Here is a 19794-nt window from a genome sequence, read left to right on the forward strand (position 1 = left end):
CCGGCCCGCGTAGCGTCCGGTGCGTCGGCACCGCCGACACCTGTCGTACAACAGCACGATCCACCCGGAAGGAAGCAGCACCATGGCCACTCCGATCAGCACCGTCATGAGCCCCGCCCGCTACGTGCAGGGCAAGGACGCGATCACCCGCGTCGGGGAGTTCGTCGCGCCGATCGGGAAGCGTCCGCTGCTCGTCGCCGACGACGTGGTGTGGGGCATCGTCGAGGACGCCGTCCGCACGAGCTTCGACGCCGCCGGGCTGCCGGTCGAGCGGGTCGGCTTCGGACGCTTCGCCACCCCGCAGGCGATCGACGACCTCACCGCGAAGATCCGCGAGACGGACTCCGACGTGGTCGTCGGCCTCGGCGGCGGGTCCGCGATCGACGCCGCGAAGGCCTCCGGGCACCTCGCCGGGATCCGCTGGGCGAGCGTGCCGACCGCCGCCAGCACCGACGCCCCGACCTCCGCGCTCGCGGTCGTCTACTCGGAGGAGGGGGAGTTCGTCGAGTACCGCTTCTTCCCGCACAACCCGGACCTCGTGCTCATCGACACGAAGCTCGTCGCGAACGCCCCCGTGCAGTTCCTCGTCGCGGGCATCGGCGACGCCCTCGCGACCTGGGTCGAGGCCCGTGCCGCGAAGCGCGCGAACGCCGACACCATGGCCGGCGGGCTGCAGACCGAGACCGGTGTCGCGCTCGCGGAGCTGTCGTGGGAGCTCCTGCACGACAACGCGCTCCAGGCGATCGAGTCCGTGAAGGCGAAGGTCGTCACGCCCGCGCTCGAGAAGGTCGTCGAGGCGAACACCCTGCTCTCCGGGCTCGGCTTCGAGTCCGGTGGCCTCGCCGCGGCGCACGCGATCCACAACGGCCTGACCGCGGCCCCGCAGGCGCACGGCCTCGCGCACGGGCAGAAGGTCAACGTCGGGACGATCGCGCAGCTCGTGCTCGAGGGGGCGCCCGCCGACGAGATCGAGGACTTCGTCGTCTTCACGACGAGGGTCGGACTGCCGAACACCCTGACCGAGATCGGGCTGACCGTCGACGACCGGGACGTGCTCCGGGCCGTCGCCGAGGCCGCCACCGTGGAGAGCGAGACGATCCACAACATGCCGTTCCCCGTGACCGCCGAGGCCGTGGTCGACGCGCTCGTGGCGATCGAGGGCATCTCGCGCAGCATCCGTGCCGCCCACGGACTGCCGGAGCCGGAACTGTACCGCGCCCACTGAGCGTGGCCGGAGGGGGTGCGAGCAGCATGGCGGCATGGCCGACCTCGATGAACAGCACCCCCTCTTCCTCCTCGCGATGGACCAGCGGTCCTCGCTCCTGGAGCACACCTACGGCGACGAGTCCGGCGAGCCCGCGGACGAGGCCGACGCCCAGCGCGTCCGTGCCGGCAAGCAGCTCGTGTACCGCGGTGTGCTCACCGCGCTCGCCGCAGGGGCCTCCCGTGCACGCACCGGCGTGCTCGTCGACGAGCGCTACGGCGACGACGTCGCCCGGCTCGACCGCGAGGCCGGGCTGCAGCTCGCGATGCCGATCGAGCGGTCCGGCCGCGACTGGTTCGAGCTCGAGTACGGCGACGACTGGCTCGCGCACGTGGACTCGTTCGACCCCGACTTCGTGAAGGTCCTGGTCCGCGACAACCCCGCGTTCGACGCCGGTGACCGGCAGGCGCAGGCCGAGCGGCTCGCCGAGGTCTCCCGCGCCCTGCACGACGCCGACCGCGCGTTCCTGGTCGAGCTCCTCGTCCCGGGCACCGACGACCAGCAGGCGCAGGCGGACGACTACGACCGCGACGTCCGCCCGGGACTCGTCGTCGAGACCATCGGGTACCTGCAGGAGCACGGGGTCGAGCCGGACGTGTGGAAGCTCGAGGGCCTCGACCGCACCGAGGACGCCGAGCGCGTCGTCGCCGCCGTGCGCGCCGGAGGTCGGGACCACGTGCAGTGCATCGTGCTGGGCCGCGACGCCCCCGAGGACCAGCTCGACCGGTGGCTGCGCGTCGCAGCGCCCGTCGACGGCTTCGTCGGCTTCGCCATCGGGCGGAGCAACTGGGAGGACGCGCTCGACGACGTCGTGCAGCAGGGGCTCGACCACGAGGCGGCCGAGCAGGTGATCGCCGCCAACTACCGGCACTTCGTCGACACGTGGCTCGAGGCGCGTCCCGACGTCGTCGACGGGGTGGACGCCGGCGCGGCCTGATCCCGTTCCCGCCGACGCCGGGTCGGTGTCGGGCGCGGACCGGCGTCAGGTGCGGACGAGCGGCTCCATCGTCGCCAGGTCCGCTCCGATGCCGACGTCGACGAGCTCGATCCGCCCGGCGAGCGTCGCCCCGGGGCCGGTGAGCAGGCCCGCCTTGACCCCGCCGAAGGTCACGGTGACGTCGGCGTGGAGCACGTGGTCGTCGGCCACCGCGCCGGTGTCGACGTCGATGCCGCTCGGCACGTCGACGGCGACGACGAACGGGGCGCGCTGGTCGCGGGCGAGCTCGCGGATCGCGTCGACGACCTGCCGCGCGGGGGAGCGCAAGGGGGTGCCGCCGCCGGCACCGATGCCGAGGATGCCGTCGAGCACGAGGTCGGCTCCCGCGGCGGCCTCGGCGGCGACCGCCGCCAGGCGCTCGGCGTCCGGGGTCGCGGCGGCCCGCAGGACGTCGGCCGCACCGGCGTCGTCAGGGTCCGTCGGGCCGTCCGGGGCCCACGCCGCCGGTTCCGGAGCGACGCGCCAGCGGCGGTCCGGCCGTGCCGGTGGGGCGAGGCGCGACCCGGCGTCCAGCGCCGCTGCCAGGCCCGCCTCGTGGACACGTGCGCCGACGCGCAGCACCGTCACGTGCCTCCCGTCCGACGCCAGGTGCGCGCCCGCGAACAGGGCGTCACCGCCGTTGTCGCCGCTGCCCACCAGCAGCAGGACCGACCCCGGGCCGTCCTGCGGGCGGACCGCCGGGTCGTCGAGCAGCTCGCCGACGATGCGGGCCAGCCCCGCCGCCGCGCGCTGCATGAGGGGTTCGCCCGCCTCGAGGTGCGGCCGCTCCGCCGCCCGGACCTGATCGCCGCCGTAGCCGTCCATGGCCACCACCATGCCCCGGTAGCCTGGTCGCGCCATGTCACTCGTCCCCGAAGCGCCCCGTCCCCGTGCCGTGATGTCCCCGGACGGCCTGAAGCTCGCGACGTACGACTTCGGCGAGCCGGACGCCCCCGTCGTGGTGGCCGTGCACGGCTTCGCCTCCGGCGCCGTCCTGAACTGGCACGCCTCGGGGTGGACCCGTGACCTCGTCCGAGCGGGGTACCGCGTCGTCGCGCTCGACCAGCGCGGGCACGGTGCCTCGTCGAAGCCGCACGACCCGTCCGCGTACTCGATGGACCTGCTCGTCGCCGACGTCACCACGGTCGTCGACACCTACCTGCTCGACGACGTCGCGTTCCTCGGGTACTCGCTCGGCGCCCGTGTCGGCTGGCACACCGCCGAGCAGATCCCGGACCGGATCTCGCGGGCCGTCCTCGGCGGGATCCCGGACGCCGACCCGATGCGCCGCGTGGCGGTCGACCAGGCGAAGGCGTACATCGCCGACGGCACCCCGGTCGAGGACCGGGTGACGAACGGGTACCTGCAGATGGCGGCGAACGTCGAGGGGAACGACCTCCGCGCGCTCGTCGCGATGGTCGAGGGGATGCGGAACAGCGTCGAGCCGACGCCGGAGAACGCCCCCGCGCAGCCGATCCTGATGGCGGCGGGCAGCGAGGACGGGATCCGGGACAGCGCCGTGCGGTTGGCCGAGGCGGCGCCGGACGCGTCGTTCTTCGAGATCCCGCGTCGGAACCACTTCAACGCCCCCACGTCGCGCGACTTCCGTGAGCGTGCGATCGCCTTCCTGTCCGAGGGACGCTGAGGGGGCGGTGGGCACCCCTGACGGGTACTGGCAGGTCCCCGCTGGCGGAGGAGACCGGGCGTAGCGTCCCGGCCATGGACTACAGACTCCTCGGCAACAGCGGGACATCGGTGTCGACGCTGACCCTCGGCACCATGACGTTCGGCAGTGAGGCCGACGAACCCACCTCCCACCAGATCCTCGACACGTTCGTCGCAGCGGGCGGCACGCTCGTCGACACCGCGGACGTGTACTCCGGCAACGAGTCCGAGCGCATCATCGGCCGGTGGCTCGCCGCCCACCCGACCGAGGCGCAGCAGGTCGTCCTCGCGACGAAGGGCCGGTTCCCCCAGGGTGACGGCCCGAACGACCTCGGCCTGTCCCGCCGTCACCTGCGCGTCGCGCTCGACGCCTCGCTCGAGCGGCTCGGTGTGGAGCACATCGACCTCTACCAGATGCACGCGTGGGACGCCCTGACGCCGATCGAGGAGACCCTGCGCTTCCTCGACGACGCCGTGTCCGCCGGCAAGATCGGCACCTACGGGTTCTCGAACTACCTCGGCTACCAGGTGACGAAGGCCGTGTACGAGGCGAAGGCCCACGGCTGGGCACCGCCGGTGACGCTGCAGCCGCAGTACAACCTGCTCGTGCGGGACATCGAGCACGAGGTCGTGCCCGCGTGCCTGGACGCCGGCATCGGTCTGCTCCCGTGGTCGCCCCTGGCCGGCGGCTGGCTCTCCGGGAAGTACCAGCGCGACGAGGCTCCGACGGGCTCGACACGTCTCGGCGAGAACCCGCAGCGCGGCATGGAGGCGTGGGAGGCCCGCAACGGCGACGAGCGCACGTGGAAGGTGCTCGACGCGGTCTCCGCGGTCGCCGACGCGCACGGTGCCTCGAAGTCGCAGGTCGCCCTCGCCTGGCTGCTCGCGCGGCCCGCGGTGACGAGCGTCATCCTCGGCGCCCGGACGGTCTCGCAGCTCGAGGACAACCTCGGCGCGGCCGACCTCGTGCTCACCGACGACGAGCTGCAGGCCCTGACGGACGCGAGTGCCCCGCGGGTCGACGACTACCCCTACGGCACCGCCGGCGTCGCCCAGCGCGAGCGCCGCATCACGGGCGGACGCTGACCGCGGTCGGACACTGATCGCGGTCGGACGCGGAGCACGGCCGTGCGCGTCGGGCATCCGCCCGGCGCGCACACAGCGGGGACGCAGTCCGACCGGCCGGTTCCTGCACATCCGTGCGGGTTCGCGTGGATCGGACCGCAACCGTGGACACGTCACCGGGTGCGGTGACACCATCGAGGGACGACCGGCTGGTTACCGCGTCGAGCGCTCGGAACGCCTCCTGATCCGCGTTCCGCGCGCCGGAGGGCCCGGGACGTCCATCGTCCGGGCCCTCCGTGCTCCCGCCGGAGGGCGGCGGCTCCCGCCGTAGGATCGTCCGGTGCCCAGTCGACGCCACGCCCTCGTGCTCCAGGACCGCCGAGCGGTACGGATCGTCGCCCTCGTCCTGCTCGCACTGGCGGCCGCCTACCAGTGCTTCTGGCGGATCGCGGACGAAAACATCGGCGGCGACGAGTCCACCTACGTCCGCGCCGGCTTCGCGTACGTGCACGGCGCGTTCGACCAGAACCGCGAGCACCCGCCGACGGCGAAGTACCTGTTCGGGCTCGCGCAGCTCGTCGGGGGCGAAGGGGCCACCGCGCCCCGGGTCCTCGTGAGTGCCCTCGTCGTCCTCGGCGCCGCCGTCATGTTCGTGTGGCTCCGCGCCGAGGTCGGCTTCTGGGCGGGGTGGACCGCCGCGGCGCTCTGGACGCTGACGCCCCGGGGTGGATCCGGTGCGCGGCTCGACCGTGTCGCGCTCCTCGACCCGGTGATGGTGTTCTTCGCCCTGGCCGCGCTCTTCGCCGTGTGGACCTGGACACGGACCGGCCGGTGGTGGTGGCTCCCGCTGTCCGCGGTGCTCATGGCCGCCTCGGTGACGTCGAAGGCGTCGACGCTCGTGCTGGTGCCCGTGTTCCTGCTCGCCCCGCTGCTGTTCCGGCAGTGGCGTCGGCTCGTCGTCGGCGGCGTCGTCTGGGCCGTGGTCTTCACGGTGACGGTCGTCGCGCTGTACGCCCCGATGGGCATACGGTCGGCGGTGCTCTACATGCTGGCCTTCCAGGAGGGGCAGAACGAGAACGGCCACCTCGCCGTGATCGCCGGGCAGACCCACCAGTTCGCACCGTGGTGGGGGAACTGGTGGTTCCTGGCGCAGGGCGTCGGCCTGCCGGTGCTCGTCGTCCTGGCCGCCGGGGTGCTGCTCGCGGTCGTCGTCCGTCCGGACCGGCTGGTGGTGTTCCTCGCCGCACCGCTCCTGCTGCTCGTCGCGTTCTACACGGTGGCGGCGAAGATCGCGCTGCCGACCTACTACAGCGCGTGGACGCCCTGGATCGTCCTGCTCGCCGCGGTCGGACTCGGTCGGCTCGCGGTGCTCCGCCCCCGGCCGCTGACCGGCGCGCTCGCCGCACTCCTCGTCGTCGTCGCACTCGTCGGCAGCATCCCGACCGCGCGGGCGGTCTGGCAGACACGCCCCGAGGGGGTCGCGCGCCTCCTGCCGCTGCTGCGGAGCGAGGGCATCCGGGACGGCCGCATCTTCTTCGGCGCGATCACCCCCAGCGACTACGACCAGTACGTCGGTGCGCGCGGCGTGCGCGACGTCGACGATGCACCGTTCGAGGCGATCGTGGTGGGCCGCGACCAGCGCTTCCCGCTGCCGCAGGAGGTCACGGACCTGCTGCGCGACGAGCGGTCGTCGTTCGAGCGGGTGCGCCTGGACCGCATCGTCGTCTGGATCCCGGACGGCGAGATCGAACGGGACGCGGACGGCGAGCTCGACGTGCGGTGACGGCTCCGCCTCGGGCCGCACGAGGAGCCGTGATCTGGGGCCGGCAGCGGGACTCGAACCCGCAACCCCCGTATTACAAGTACGGTGCGCTACCAATTGCGCCATGCCGGCTGACGCGCCCATCCTACCGGCGGACGCGTCGGGGTCTCATTCGCCCTGCTCGGAGAAGTTCAGCGACAGCGAGTTCATGCAGTAGCGGTCACCCGTCGGGGTGCCGAAGCCGTCGGGGAACACGTGCCCGAGGTGCGAGCCGCAGTTCGCGCAGCGGACCTCGGTGCGGACCATGCCGAGGGACTTGTCCTCGATGAGCTGGACCGCCTCGGGGCGGACCGACTCGTAGAACGACGGCCAGCCGCAACCGGAGTCGAACTTCGTGCCGCTCTGGAACAGCTCCGCGCCGCACGCCGCACAGGTGTACGTGCCGGCGCGCTCCTCGTCGAGCAGCTCACCCGTCCACGGGCGCTCGGTCCCGGCCTGCCGGAGCACGGCGTACTGGTCCGGGGAGAGCTCCTCGCGCCACTGGGCGTCCGACTTGTCGACGTTGTACGCCATTGCTTCCTCCTGCTTCCGGTCGGGGCTCGATGGTGATGCCCGACCCCTTCAGTAAACTCGCGACGATGTCCGAGCATTCCGTCCGCCACGCCCGCTGGACCCGCCTGACGACGGACGAACTGTACGGCATCGTGCGGCTGCGGAACCGCGTCTTCGCCCTCGAGCAGCGGGTCACCGCCGACGACTTCGACGGCCGTGACCGCGAGCCCGACACCGAGCACTGGTGGTTCGGAGCCGACGACGATCCGGTCGGGTACCTCCGCCTCGTCCGGCCCGCCCCGGACGAGGACCACCCCGCTGCCAGCGAGCCGCCGGCCTGGGTGATCGGCCGGGTCGCCACCCACCCCGACCACCGGGGGCAGGGGATCGCCGGACGGCTGGTCGCGGGGGTGCTCGAGGCGCACGGTCACGAGCCGTTCGTCCTGCACGCCCAGGAGTACGTCGCGAGCCTCTACGAGCGGCACGGCTTCGTCCGGTTCGGTGCGCCCTACGACGAGGCCGGCATCCGTCACGTCGGCATGCACCGCCCGTGACCGGCACGCGCGAGCGGTACGCCACCTACGCGGCGCGCATCGCTCCGGCCTCGCCGTCGTACGCGGCCTGGGCACGCTCGGTCGACGACGACCTGGTCGCGCTCCTCGACGCGGTCCCCGAGCAGCAGCGGCAACCGGAGCTGGTCTTCGCCGTCGCACGTCGGCTGGGTGCCGACCCGTCGGACCCCGGAGCGCTCCGTGCGCTCGGCCGGGAGGCCCGTGCCGCGTTCGTCACGGCGCTCGCCGCCGCCACGGTGCAGGCCAACGACCCGCGGCGGCTCGGTCCCGTCGTCCCGCTGTTCGCGGCGCTCGCCGCGGCGGACCCGCGGCCGCTCGGCCTCGTCGACGCCGGGGCCGCAGCCGGGCTCTGCTCGATCCCGGACCGGGTGACGCTCGACCACCGGACCGGGGACGGCACGGTCCGGGTGCACACCGCCGTCGCCGAGCCGTCGGTGCACCTGACGGTCGACGCCAGCGGCGCGGTCCCCGAGCCGGCCGGCACCCCGATCCGGATCGGCGCGCGGGTCGCCCTCGACCCGAACCCGATCGACCTCGCCGAGCCCGGTGCGTTCGACCGGCTGGTCGAGGCCGTCCCGCCCGAGGCGACGGACCGCACCGCCCTGATGCGCGAGGCGGCGCGCGCGACGCTCGCCGTGCCTCCCGTCCGGATCCGTGGCACGCTGCCCGGCGACCTCGACCGTGCACTGGACGCGTTGCCGGACGGCGTCCGTCCCGTGGTGCTCACCACCGGGACCCTCGTCTACGTGCCGGGCGCCGACCGCCAGCGCGTGGTCGACCGGCTGGCGGAGCGTGGCGTGCACTGGGTCGCGGTCGAACGGACGGGCATCCTGCGCGGGGTGGCCGCGACGCTGCCCGACGACGTCGACCCGGCGGACCCGGACGCCTTCGCCACGGTGTCGCTCGACGGTGTGGCGACGGCGGTCTGCGACCCGTTCGGCGTCCGGGTGCGGTGGTTCCGGCGGCCCGCAGCCTGAACCGGGCTTCGCGACAGTCCAGCCGCGTGCCAGGGTCGGACCGCCGGGCACCCCTACGATGTGCGAGACCCGTGACCGAACCGTGACCGGAAGTGCCGTGACCGCCCTCCCCACCGACGAGCTCAGCGAGCTCGACCAGCGCGTGCTCGCGTTCGAGCACGACCGGGCGCGGCACGACCGCACGAAGGAGGCGGAGATCCGGGTCGAGTTCGACATGTCGCCGGCGCGCTACTACCAGGTGCTCAACCGCGTGATCGACCTGCCCGCCGCGCTCGCGCTCGACCCCCAGCTGGTCGGTCGGCTGCAGCGGCTCCGGCACGCACGCACCCGAGCACGAGCGGCGCGCGCGTTCGTCGCCCCCGCGCCCGATCCCCGTGAAGAGGAACGATGACCGAGAGATTCCCGCGAGACCGGTTCGACGACGTTACCGACGGCCCCCGGGTCGGAGCGCACCGCGGTGCCCGTCGTCGTGGACGCGGGTGGATCGCGTTCGCCTGGGGCGCCCTCGCGACCGGTGTGCTCGTGCTCGTCGGTGTCCTCGTGCTCGCGCTGCTGAACGGTAGCTACTCGTTCCCGGGGTCGACCTCGTCGCCGCGCCCCTCGTCGAGCTCCTCGGCGTCGGCCGCGCCGTCGGAGACGCCCTCGGAGTCGCCGTCGGCGCCCGCGTCCGAGGAGCCGAGCGCTGCGGAGCCCTCGGCGCAGGGCTCGACGAGCGTCGTCGTGCTGAACGGCACGACGACGACCGGTCTGGCCGCCCGCGCCAGCAGCGCACTGACCACAGCGGGCTGGCAGGTCGCCTCGACGGGTGACGCCGGGACGACGGGGACGACGACCTCGGTCGTGTACTACCAGCAGCCCGAGCAGCAGGCCGTGGCACAGGGTGTGGCGAAGGCGCTCGGCATCGCGACGGTGGAGCAGTCGGCGGCGTTCCCGAACGCCGACGTCAGCGTCGTGCTCGGCGCCGACTACGGCGGCTGACGCGCGCTGTGTGACGGAGGTGTTTCGGGCACGTTGATTTCTGACGCGATCGGCGTGCAAGAACGTCACACCTCTTGCCTTGCCGCCGTTGTTGCACGAGAGTCATCGCCAGACGGCGATGGCGTCGTCCGCAACTGCAGCACCAGGGAGCAAGAGATCATGGCCAACGGAACCGTGAAGTGGTTCAACGCCGAGAAGGGCTTCGGCTTCATCACCGTGGATGGAGGGGGCCAGGACGTGTTCGTGCACTACTCGGCGATCGACATGTCGGGGTACAAGGTCCTCGAGGAGGGCCAGGCGGTGACGTTCGACGTCGGCACCGGGTCGAAGGGCCCACAGGCAGAGGCGGTCCGTCCCGCCTGAGCCCAGGACCACTCGACGAACGCGCCGTCCCCTCGGGGGCGGCGCGTTCGTCGTGCACGGCGCTCCGCCCGCCGAGCAGCCACCACCCGGGCCTGAGCGTGCCGGGTCCCGGCCGCAACGTGTCCTGGGAAGTCGAGCCGCGCCTCCCGACTGTGTTGCACTCACACCCGGCGAGTGCCAGAATCGGCGTTGGCACTCGCTTGCGCTGAGTGCCAGCACGACCCCCACGCACGACGTCCGGGAGGGACGAGAAACTCACATGGCTAAGATCATTGCTTTCGACGAGGAGGCCCGTCGTGGCCTCGAGCGCGGCCTGAACACCCTGGCCGACGCCGTGAAGGTGACGCTCGGCCCGCGCGGCCGCAACGTCGTCCTCGAGAAGAAGTGGGGCGCCCCCACGATCACGAACGACGGTGTCTCCATCGCCAAGGAGATCGAGCTCGACGACCCGTACGAGAAGATCGGCGCGGAGCTCGTCAAGGAGGTCGCCAAGAAGACCGACGACGTCGCCGGTGACGGTACGACCACCGCGACCGTGCTCGCCCAGGCGCTCGTCCGCGAGGGCCTCCGCAACGTCGCCGCCGGTGCCGACCCCGTGTCGCTCAAGCGCGGCATCGAGAAGGCCGTCGCCGCCGTCTCCGACCAGCTCCTCGCCAACGCGAAGGACATCGAGACCAAGGACCAGATCGCCGCGACCGCGTCGATCTCGGCCGCCGACCCCACCATCGGCGAGCTCATCGCCGAGGCGATCGACAAGGTCGGCAAGGAGGGCGTCGTCACCGTCGAGGAGTCGAACACCTTCGGCACCGAGCTCGAGCTGACCGAGGGCATGCGCTTCGACAAGGGCTACCTGTCGCAGTACTTCGTCACGGACCCGGAGCGCCAGGAGGCCGTCTTCGAGGACCCGTACATCCTCATCGTCAACTCGAAGATCTCCAACATCAAGGACCTGCTCCCGGTCGTCGACAAGGTGATCCAGGCGGGCAAGCAGCTCCTCATCATCGCCGAGGACGTCGACGGCGAAGCCCTCGCGACCCTCGTCGTGAACAAGATCCGTGGCATCTTCAAGTCCGTCGCCGTCAAGGCCCCGGGCTTCGGCGACCGTCGCAAGGCCATGCTGCAGGACATCGCGATCCTGACCGGTGGCCAGGTCATCTCGGAAGAGGTCGGCCTCAAGCTCGAGAACGCGACCCTCGACCTGCTGGGCAAGGCCCGCAAGGTGATCATCACCAAGGACGAGACCACGATCATCGAGGGTGCCGGCGACGACGAGCAGATCGCGGGCCGCGTCCGTCAGATCCGCTCCGAGATCGAGGCGACCGACTCCGACTACGACCGCGAGAAGCTCCAGGAGCGCCTCGCGAAGCTCGCCGGTGGCGTGGCCGTCATCAAGGCGGGTGCCGCGACCGAGGTCGAGCTCAAGGAGCGCAAGCACCGCATCGAGGACGCCGTCCGCAACGCGAAGGCCGCCGTCGAGGAGGGCATCGTCGCCGGTGGTGGCGTCGCGCTCATCCAGGCGTCCGTCGCGCTCGACTCGCTCGACCTGCAGGGTGACGAGGCGACCGGTGCGAACATCGTCCGCGTCGCCATCGACGCGCCGCTCAAGCAGATCGCGCTGAACGCCGGTCTCGAGCCGGGTGTCGTCGCCGCCAAGGTCCGCGAGCTCGAGTCGGGTCACGGCCTCAACGCCGCGACCGGCGAGTACGTCGACCTCGTCGCCGCGGGCATCATCGACCCGGCCAAGGTCACGCGCTCGGCGCTGCAGAACGCCGCGTCGATCGCCGGTCTGTTCCTCACGACCGAGGCCGTCGTCGCCGACAAGCCGGAGAAGAACCCGGCCATGCCGGCCGGCGACCCCACGGGTGGCATGGACTTCTAGTCCCGGTAGCCGGAAGGGCCCCGCACGCGCTGCGTGCGGGGCCCTTCCGCGTGCGGGCGCCGGCGGGCGGCCCTGGCTCGGTTTCGGTCGCAAGACTTGCCGCTCAGGTTCGACTTCGACGGCAGGTCGTGCGCCCGCAACGACCGCGCGCGGCATGCCGTGCTACCAGGACGCAGGTGCTTCTCCCGCACGGGAGGCTCGGCTGCGGTCGTTCTCCACAGGTGCGCCCGCCTCTGGCTCGGGTGGTGCCGTGCGCCTCCAGGCTACGAGCATGACCACTCCGCGCGCACTGCCCAACGGCCTCGCGGAACGGGCCTTCACCGTCGCACGAGCTCGTCGGTACGGCGAGGGTACGAGCCGCATGCGCCGCGCTGATCTCCGGCGTCCCGTCCACGGCGTCCGCGTGCCTCGTGACCGCGACGCGAGCCTGGTCGACTGCATCGCCCTGGTGCTCCGCCCCGACCAGCGGTTCAGCCACACGACCGCAGTCAGGGTGTGGGGAGCGCCGGTGCCGAGGGAACACCGCGAAGGGTCGCGGGTACACGTGGCGACCATCGGCGGAGGGAGCCTCATGCGGCGTCCGGGTGTCACGGCCCATCGTGTGGCCGACGACGACACCGTCGAGCAGGACGGCCTCCCGGTCAGCACGCCGGCCCGCGCCTGGGCCGAGTGCGCGACCCTCTTCGACTTCCGAGCGCTCGTCGTCCTCGGCGACCACCTCGTCGGACGGGCGAGACTCGCCACGATCGAGGATCTCGCGCGTGCGCTCCGTCCCCGCGGGCACGGGGTCGTTCTCGCGCGGGCTGCACTCGAGGCCGTGCGTCCGGGGAGCGAGTCACCCATGGAGACGCTGATCCGCCTCGACGTCGTTGATGCAGGCTTCCCGGAGCCCGAGCTCAACCACGAGGTGTTCGATGAGCGCGGTACGTTCCTCGGACGGGTGGACATGTGCTGGCCACAGCTCCGTATCGCGCTCGAGTACGACGGCGACCATCACCGCGAGCGCGACGTCTTCCGACACGATCAACGCCGAGGGAACGGGTTCGCTGTCAACGGGTGGATCGTGGTGCACGCGACGGCTGCCGACGCGGCTCGACCTGCGGTGCTGTTCGAGCGACTCCGTCAAGCGTTCGCCGCCCGTTCCTGAGCCGGTCCGGCAGCTCTGATGTCGCTCGCTCCCACAGGTCCGCGCCGTGCTCCGGTCGCACGACCTGCCGCCTGCGACCGTTCGAGTCGCACGACATGCCGCGTCGGCCGGAGTTGAGCGGCAAGCCGTGCGACCAGAACGGGGACGGACGGCGGGACGGCGGGACGGCGACGGCCGGGGCCGGCGCGTCAGGCGGCGGGGGACTTCGGGGTGGGGGTGTAGTCGCGGGGGAGCAGGGGGAGCCAGACGCGGAAGGTCGCGCCGCCGCCCTCGGTGTCGAACACCTCGACGGAGCCGTTGTGCGCGTGCACGATGCCCGACACGATCGCGAGACCGAGGCCCGAGCCGCCGGTGTCCCGCGCGCGCGAGGTGTCCGCCCGCCAGAAGCGCTGGAAGATCTTCTCGCGCAGCTGCGGCGGGATGCCCTCGCCGTGGTCGATGACGTCGATGTGGGCCATGCCGAGGTCGTCGTCCACGCCGATGCCGATCTCGATCGGGTCGTCGTGCGCGGTGAAGCGCATGGCGTTCCCCATCAGGTTGGTCACGACCTGGCGGATCTTGTTCTCCTCGGCCAGGACGATCGGCGGGCGGGCCGGCAGCACGACGGTCGGCAGGGGCGTGGTCTCGTCGGTCGGTACGCCGCCCTCGACGCCCATGGCGCGGTTGCGGCGGGCACGGAGGCGCGCGATCGTCTGCCGCGAGAACGCGATCGGGCCGGTCGAGTTCGCCGACGGCGGGGAGACGGGCGTCTCGCCGGTGTCGATCTGGCCGAACGCACCCGGACGGACGGCCTGCGGCACGCTGACGCCCGTCACGGCGTCCTCGACGAGGACCTGGATCTCGCGGTCGGGGTTCGATGCCATGGTGTCGAGCGCCGAGTCGCGCGCGATGGCGACGAGGTCGACCGGGCCGAGCTCGAGCGGCTTCGACTCGTCGATGCGGGCGAGCTGGAGCAGGTCCTGCACGAGCAGGCCCATCCGCTGCGCTTCCTTCTCGATGCGGTCCATCGCCTGGGCGACGTCCTCCTCCTTGCGGAGCGCCCCCATCCGGTAGAGCTCGGCGTAGCCGCGGAGCGACACCAGCGGCGTGCGGAGCTCGTGGGAGGCGTCACCGACGAAGCGGCGCATCTGGTCGATCGTCCGCTCGCGGTCCTCGAACGCGGAGTCGATCCGCTCGAGCATCGCGTTGAGCGAGCGGTTGAGACGACCGACCTCGGTGTTCGGGGTGTCGGCCTCGAGCCGCTGGTTGAAGTCACCGGCGGCGAACCGGGCGGCCGTGTCCTCCACGTCGCGCAGCGGGTCGAACGTGGCCGTCACGAGGAGCCGTGTCAGCATCGCGCCGAGCAGGATCACCGAGATGCCGAAGCCCAGGAAGATGATCGTGAAGCGGCCGATGGTCTTGTCGGTGTCGGCGCTCGACACGGCGACGAGCACGTACCCGGTCTCCGAGGTGCCGCTCGACTGGTTCTGCAGCGACGCCGGGATGATCTGCGCGCGCCACTCGTGGTCGTGCTGGCTGTCGTACAGCGAGAACCGCTGCGAGCTCTGCGCCGCGGCGGAGAAGTCGAGCGAGCGGATGTCCGGCCGGCTGGAGGCACGGGTCTGGCAGATCTTGTCCCCGCGGGAGTCGTAGGCCGCGACGTAGGCGCTCTGCGACAGGACGATCGACAGCGTGCAGTACTGCTGGCCGTCGCTGATGTTCTGGCCCTCGAGCTGCTCGGACGTCTGCTTGACCGTGTTGTCGAGCTGCTGCATGAGGTACGTCGAGAGCACCGTCATGGTGCCGAGCCCCGCGACGAGCAGCCCGAGCGCGACGAGCAGCACCGTGATGCCGGTGATCTTGGTGCGGAGGGAGATCCCGTCCCACCAGTGGCTCATTCGCGTGTGCATGCTGCCCCAACGATAAGCGGCGACCGCCCGGTGAAACCGGACGGTCGCCGTGTGCCCGGCGTCAGGACGCCTTGGACGCCTTCAGCATGTAGCCGAACCCGCGCTTCGTCTGGATGATCGGCTCGGTCGAGTACTGGTCGAGCTTGCGGCGGAGGTACGAGATGTACGACTCGACGATGCCCGCGTCGCCGTTGAAGTCGTACTCCCACACGTGGTCGAGGATCTGCGCCTTCGACAGCACGCGGTTCGGGTTGAGCATCAGGTAGCGCAGGAGCTTGAACTCGGTCGGGGACAGCTCGATCTGCGCGTCGCCGATCGTGACCTCGTGCGTGTCCTGGTCCATCGTGAGCTCGCCGGCGCGGATGATCGCGTCCTCTTCGTCGTTCATGGTGCGACGGAGGATCGCCTTGATGCGCGCGACGATCTCGTCGAGCGAGAACGGCTTGGTGACGTAGTCGTCGCCCCCGACGGTGAGCCCGGTGATCTTGTCCTCGGTGTCGTCCTTCGCGGTGAGGAAGAGGATCGGCGACGTGTACCCGGACGAGCGGAGGCGCTTGGTGACGCCGAAGCCGTTCATGTCCGGGAGCATCACGTCCAGGATGATCAGGTCGGGCTCCTCCTCGAGCACGGCGGAGATCGCCTGGGCCCCGTTGCCGACCGCACGGACGGCGAACCCGGCGAAGCGCAACGAGGTCGTGAGGAGGTCGCGGATGTTCGGCTCGTCGTCGACGATCAGGATCTTGGGGCCATCGGTCATGGTCCCATCCTCTGACCGTTCCCTAGAGGTTTCCTGGGAGCGGGTCGTGTGGTGGCTACGCGGCCGCCAGCACCTGGTCGGCGTCGAGGATCGTGTACGCGTACCCCTGCTCGGCGAGGAAGCGCTGCCGGTTCTGCGCGAAGTCCTGGTCGACCGTGTCCCGCGTCACGAGCGTGTAGAACGACGCCGGCAGGCCGTCCTTGTTCGGGCGGAGCAACCGGCCGAGACGCTGCGCTTCCTCCTGTCGGGAGCCGAACGACCCGGACACCTGGATCGCCACGGTGGCGTCGGGGAGGTCCACCGAGAAGTTCGCGACCTTCGACACCACGAGCACGTCGATCGAGCCCTCGCGGAACGCCTGGAACAGCCGCTCGCGCTCGTCGACCGGTGTCGACCCGGTGATCTCGGCGGCATCGAGTGACGCGGCGAGGTCGTCGAGCTGGTCGATGTACTGCCCGATCACCAGGATCTGCTCGCCGTGGTGCTTCTCGATGAGCTCGCGCACCACCGGGGTCTTCGCCGGCGAGGTCGCCGCCATGCGGTAGCGCTCGTCGTCACCCGACGCCGCGTACTCCAGGCGGTCCTGGTGGGGGAGGTCGATCCGCACCTCGTAGCAGGCCGCCGGGGAGATGTAGCCCTGCGCCTCGATCTCCTTCCACGGGGCGTCGTAGCGCTTCGGCCCGATGAGCGAGAACACGTCGCTCTCGCGGCCGTCCTCACGCACCAGGGTGGCCGTGAGCCCGAGCCGCCGCCGTGCCTGCAGGTCGGCGGTGAGCTTGAACACCGGCGCGGGGAGCAGGTGGACCTCGTCGTAGACGATCAGGCCCCAGTCGAGGGCGTCGAGGAGCGACAGGTGCGTGTACTCGCCCTTCCGCCGAGCGGTCAGGATCTGGTACGTCGCGATCGTGACGGGACGGATCTCCTTCGTGGTGCCGGAGTACTCGCCGATGTCCTCGGGGGACAGGGTCGTCCGGCGCAGGAGTTCGTCACGCCACTGCCGAGCGGACACGGTGTTCGTCACGAGGATGAGCGTCGTCGCCTTGACGGTCGCCATCGCCCCGGCGCCGACGAGCGTCTTGCCGGCACCACACGGCAGCACGACCACGCCGGAGCCCTGCGCGAAGAAGGTGTCGACGGCCTGCTCCTGGTACGGCCGCATGTGCCAGGACGCCGTGTCGAGGTCGATCGGGTGCGGCTGTCCCGGCGTGTAGCCCGCGAGGTCCTCCGCCGGCCACCCGAGCTTGACGAGCTCCTGCTTGACCTGCCCGCGTGCCCAGGGCTGCAGCTCGATCTCCGAGGGGGAGCGCTGGTCGCCGAGCAGGGGCTTGATGCGCTTCGACCGGGTGACCTCGGCCAGGACCGACGGGTCCTCGGCGGTGAGGAGCAGGAGCGGCTGGCGCTCGAGCTCCTCGCTCGGGGAGTTCGCGATCGCCGGGGCGTCCTCGCGCTCCTCGCGCCGGATGACGAGCCGCCCGTACCGCGAGACGGTGTCGCGGATGTCGACCGTGACGCTCTGCGGGACCGGGAACTTCGCGAACCGCTCGAGCGTGCCGATCATCGACTCGGCGTCGTGCCCGGCCGCGCGGGCGTTCCAGAGCCCGAGGCGCGTGATCCGGTAGGTGTGCACGTGCTCCGGGGCGCGTTCGAGCTCGGCGAAGGCCGCGAGCTCGTGCCGGGCGTCCTCGGCCTGGGGGTGGGCGACCTCGAGGAGCACGGTGCGGTCACTCTGCACGATCAGCGGTCCGTTCATGACGGATCAGCCTAGGCGGCGCGGCTGCGAGCCGCCGCCCCCGGTGCGCAACGGTGGAGAAACGGCTCGCGGGGCGCGGCTGTGCAGGGACGCGCGGCTCAGGCCTCGCTCTCGACCGCGACGACGAGCGACAGCGGCAGCGTCCGCTCCACGTCGACCGCGGTGTCACGGCCGCGGACCCGCCCGGCGGCGACCGACGTCGGCACGATCGAGATCGGTCGCTCCGACCCGTCCGGCATGCGGACGGTCAGCCGGATCGGCGTCTTCCCGCGCACCGCCAGGTCGATCTGCCGCCCGAGCCACTCCTGCTCCGGCTCCGCGTCGCCGCGCTCCGTCGTCAGGCGCAGGCGTTCCACGAGCGCGTGGGCGGCCTGTTCCGGCGTCCGACCGGCGCCACCACGCCGACGGCCGGGAGGCGCGTCCGAGGTCATGGGGCGGGCAGCGGCCGTCAGCACGGCCGGGTACCGCTGCTCCTCGAGCGCCGCGTGGACCACGTGCGGCGGGTGCGGGGCGGTGAGCGTCGTCAGGTCGGCGCGTTCCCAGGTGAGCTGGCGCAGCTCGGCGTCGACCCCGACCAGGTCGAGCTGGTCCGGCGTCCCGTGCACGACCGCCCCGCGACCGTCCGGCGCGACGTCGACCACGAGGCCGCCGTCCCGCGACGCCACCTGGTCGACGAGGTAGGTGAGGGGCTGCGGCACGTCGGTCGCCGAGAGCCGGTCCAGCAGCGCGAGCAGGTCCTCCCGCGTGCTGCCGGCCCGGAACGCCCGCCGCACGGAGTCCTCGGAGACGCGGTACCGGGCGGCCAACCCCGGCGCCTCGAGGTCGGCGACGCTCCGGAGTGCGTCGTCGTCGGCGGGAGTGAGCGGCCCCGGGGCGATGACCGTCAGGTCGTGCTGCAGGTAGACGCCGTCGACGGTCGGCGGCAGGTCGTCGGCTGCGGCGTCGGCATCGCCGTCGAGGACCGCTCGGCCCGTCGCCGTCACCGTGCCGTCGACCGCGAGCCCGAGGACCTCGGCGGTGCCGGCGACGTCGAGCAGGACGGCGTCGAGCCACCGGGCGCCCGCCGGGAAGGCCCAGCGTCCGACGGCGACCAGGTCGTGCAGGTCGTCGTCGGCCGCCCGGAGCACGTCGTGCACGGCCGGGTCGAGCGAGCGCCACCACCGCCCGGCCAGGTCCACCCAGCGGTCCGGCCAGGCCGCGACGAGCCAGGTGCGCCCCTCGGACGACACGGCCCAGCGCCCCTCGCCGGGGTGCGCGAGGCCGGTGCGGTCCAGCAGCGTGAGCCGGTCCGGCACGACGTCCGGGTCGGTGCCGACGCGCTCGCCGAGGGTCCGGGCGAGCGGCGTGCCGATGCCGCCCTTGACGAGTTCGCGGACCTCGCCGGCGTCGACCGCGCGGAGCAGCTCGGCGAGCACCGTCATCGTCGTGAACGCACGCTCCGCGCCGGTCGCGCGGGCGCGCTCCTGGTCGGCCACCTGCTCGTCGGGCGCGGCGGGGCGGACCGGTGCCGTGCCTCCCGGCCGGAGGTCGGCGACCTCGGCGTGGGCGGCCAGTCGTCCGGCGACGGCGTCGTCCACCGCGCCCGCGTCGTCGGCGAGGCCCAGCGCGACCGCCGGGGCGAGCGCGTCGGCGTCGGCCGACCCGTCGCGGAGGGCGAGGAGGGTCGCCCGGGGCAGGTGCTCGAGCGCGGCGTCGACGGCGTCGTCGGTGCGCAGCGCCTCGGCGAGGTCGAAGAAGTCGGCCGCGTGCTGCGGGCCGGACTCGGCGAGGACGGCCGCGGGCAGACGGCGGGCGACCACGAGCCGTTCCAGCTCGTCGTCGGACATCCCCCGCAGCCGAGCGGCGAGGTCGGCGGTGGTCGTCATCGTCCGCCGCTCCGGTCCGCGCGGGTCCTCAGCGGTCCGACCGGTTCTCGCGGGCGCGCTTGGTCCAGGTCAGTCCGAGCAGGACGAGGACCAGCACCATGCCGATGGGCAGACCGATGAGCGGGACCGCCATGATCACCGGCCAGGGCATCGATCCGTTGGCGCTCGGGACGGTCAGCCACATCACGACCATCGCGATGATGCAGAGGAGACCGGCGATGAAGATGCCGCCGATCATGAACCCGAGGACGCGTTCGGTACGATTGAACGTCACCGGGGTGTCCGCGGGTTCGCGCGTGTTCCCGGTGGATCGGGTCGGCTTGGCCATCGGCC

Annotated in this window: 19 protein-coding genes and 1 tRNA gene; 12 read left to right on the top strand and 8 right to left on the bottom strand. The window is 72.2% G+C overall.

Translation table 11 applies throughout. The annotated features are described in order from the left end of the window. Positions 1 to 82: 82 nt before the first annotated feature. Both JOD95_RS13395 and JOD95_RS13400 read left to right on the top strand, forming a co-directional pair. Positions 83 to 1225, top strand: coding sequence for a glycerol dehydrogenase (locus JOD95_RS13395; RefSeq protein ID WP_209685428.1), 1143 nt, complete (start codon positions 83 to 85; stop codon positions 1223 to 1225). Positions 1226 to 1259: 34 nt separating this feature from the next. After that, on the top strand, positions 1260 to 2201 hold the full coding sequence (locus tag JOD95_RS13400) for a 2-deoxy-5-keto-D-gluconate 6-phosphate aldolase domain-containing protein (RefSeq protein ID WP_209685430.1): 942 nt from the start codon (positions 1260 to 1262) through the stop codon (positions 2199 to 2201). Between the two features lie 45 nt (positions 2202 to 2246). Here the strand turns inward: JOD95_RS13400 and JOD95_RS13405 are convergent, their stop codons facing one another. Next, on the bottom strand, positions 2247 to 3101 hold the full coding sequence (locus JOD95_RS13405) for an NAD(P)H-hydrate epimerase (RefSeq protein WP_209685431.1): 855 nt from the start codon (positions 3099 to 3101) through the stop codon (positions 2247 to 2249). On the opposite strand from JOD95_RS13405, the gene JOD95_RS13410 reads away from it, so the two are divergent. From JOD95_RS13410 to JOD95_RS13420, 3 genes are all read left to right on the top strand, one after another. Further along, positions 3100 to 3885, top strand: a complete 786-nt coding sequence (locus tag JOD95_RS13410) for an alpha/beta fold hydrolase (protein WP_209685433.1) — start codon at positions 3100 to 3102, stop codon at positions 3883 to 3885. The genes JOD95_RS13405 and JOD95_RS13410 overlap by 2 nt on opposite strands. 74 nt (positions 3886 to 3959) lie before the next feature. Continuing rightward, positions 3960 to 4991 (top strand): aldo/keto reductase, encoded by a 1032-nt coding sequence (locus tag JOD95_RS13415; RefSeq protein ID WP_066656578.1) that lies wholly within the window; start codon positions 3960 to 3962, stop codon positions 4989 to 4991. Positions 4992 to 5310: 319 nt separating this feature from the next. Continuing rightward, on the top strand, positions 5311 to 6753 hold the full coding sequence (locus tag JOD95_RS13420) for a glycosyltransferase family 39 protein (RefSeq protein ID WP_209685434.1): 1443 nt from the start codon (positions 5311 to 5313) through the stop codon (positions 6751 to 6753). Positions 6754 to 6788: 35 nt separating this feature from the next. Here the strand turns inward: JOD95_RS13420 and JOD95_RS13425 are convergent. Further along, positions 6789 to 6864 (bottom strand) — tRNA-Thr (locus tag JOD95_RS13425). Positions 6865 to 6900: 36 nt separating this feature from the next. Next, positions 6901 to 7305, bottom strand: coding sequence for a peptide-methionine (R)-S-oxide reductase MsrB (msrB, locus tag JOD95_RS13430; protein ID WP_066656573.1), 405 nt, complete (start codon positions 7303 to 7305; stop codon positions 6901 to 6903). A gap of 65 nt (positions 7306 to 7370) precedes the next feature. On the opposite strand from msrB, the gene JOD95_RS13435 reads away from it, so the two are divergent. From JOD95_RS13435 to JOD95_RS13465, 7 genes are all read left to right on the top strand, one after another. After that, positions 7371 to 7838: a GNAT family N-acetyltransferase gene (locus JOD95_RS13435; protein WP_209685436.1), complete on the top strand. Its 468-nt coding sequence runs from the start codon at positions 7371 to 7373 to the stop codon at positions 7836 to 7838. Next, positions 7835 to 8833 carry a DUF2332 family protein gene (locus tag JOD95_RS13440; protein WP_209685438.1) on the top strand — a complete coding sequence of 333 codons (999 nt, stop codon included), beginning with the start codon at positions 7835 to 7837 and terminating at the stop codon, positions 8831 to 8833. Before JOD95_RS13435 ends, JOD95_RS13440 begins: the two co-directional genes overlap by 4 nt. Before the next feature lie 97 nt (positions 8834 to 8930). Further along, positions 8931 to 9224 carry a DUF3263 domain-containing protein gene (locus tag JOD95_RS13445; protein WP_235426381.1) on the top strand — a complete coding sequence of 98 codons (294 nt, stop codon included), beginning with the start codon at positions 8931 to 8933 and terminating at the stop codon, positions 9222 to 9224. Next, positions 9221 to 9811 (top strand): LytR C-terminal domain-containing protein, encoded by a 591-nt coding sequence (locus tag JOD95_RS13450; protein WP_209685439.1) that lies wholly within the window; start codon positions 9221 to 9223, stop codon positions 9809 to 9811. The genes JOD95_RS13445 and JOD95_RS13450 overlap by 4 nt, the downstream gene beginning before the upstream one ends. A gap of 159 nt (positions 9812 to 9970) precedes the next feature. Beyond that, complete coding sequence (locus tag JOD95_RS13455; protein ID WP_066656547.1) at positions 9971 to 10174, top strand: cold-shock protein; 204 nt, start codon at positions 9971 to 9973, stop codon at positions 10172 to 10174. A 259-nt stretch (positions 10175 to 10433) separates the two neighbouring features. Beyond that, complete coding sequence (groL, locus tag JOD95_RS13460) at positions 10434 to 12053, top strand: chaperonin GroEL (RefSeq protein ID WP_182046169.1); 1620 nt, start codon at positions 10434 to 10436, stop codon at positions 12051 to 12053. A 271-nt stretch (positions 12054 to 12324) separates the two neighbouring features. Then, the gene (locus JOD95_RS13465; protein ID WP_209685441.1) at positions 12325 to 13200 is read left to right on the top strand and encodes a hypothetical protein; all 876 of its coding nucleotides are present in this window, start codon (positions 12325 to 12327) and stop codon (positions 13198 to 13200) included. A 188-nt stretch (positions 13201 to 13388) separates the two neighbouring features. Here JOD95_RS13465 and JOD95_RS13470 read toward each other — a convergent pair whose 3' ends face one another. The 5 genes from JOD95_RS13470 to JOD95_RS13490 form a co-directional block, all read right to left on the bottom strand. Then, positions 13389 to 15089: a cell wall metabolism sensor histidine kinase WalK gene (locus tag JOD95_RS13470; RefSeq protein WP_209685443.1), complete on the bottom strand. Its 1701-nt coding sequence runs from the start codon at positions 15087 to 15089 to the stop codon at positions 13389 to 13391. A gap of 61 nt (positions 15090 to 15150) precedes the next feature. Beyond that, on the bottom strand, positions 15151 to 15846 hold the full coding sequence (locus JOD95_RS13475) for a response regulator transcription factor (RefSeq protein WP_056120555.1): 696 nt from the start codon (positions 15844 to 15846) through the stop codon (positions 15151 to 15153). 55 nt (positions 15847 to 15901) lie between these two features. Continuing rightward, the gene (locus JOD95_RS13480) at positions 15902 to 17596 is read right to left on the bottom strand and encodes a DNA repair helicase XPB (protein ID WP_066656535.1); all 1695 of its coding nucleotides are present in this window, start codon (positions 17594 to 17596) and stop codon (positions 15902 to 15904) included. 98 nt (positions 17597 to 17694) lie between these two features. Beyond that, positions 17695 to 19461 carry a helicase-associated domain-containing protein gene (locus tag JOD95_RS13485; RefSeq protein WP_209685445.1) on the bottom strand — a complete coding sequence of 589 codons (1767 nt, stop codon included), beginning with the start codon at positions 19459 to 19461 and terminating at the stop codon, positions 17695 to 17697. A 28-nt stretch (positions 19462 to 19489) separates the two neighbouring features. Then, the gene (locus tag JOD95_RS13490) at positions 19490 to 19789 is read right to left on the bottom strand and encodes a hypothetical protein (protein WP_066656531.1); all 300 of its coding nucleotides are present in this window, start codon (positions 19787 to 19789) and stop codon (positions 19490 to 19492) included. Between the last annotated feature and the right edge of the window lie 5 nt (positions 19790 to 19794).

Source organism: Curtobacterium sp. 1310 (assembly GCF_017834105.1).
Classification (GTDB): domain Bacteria; phylum Actinomycetota; class Actinomycetes; order Actinomycetales; family Microbacteriaceae; genus Curtobacterium.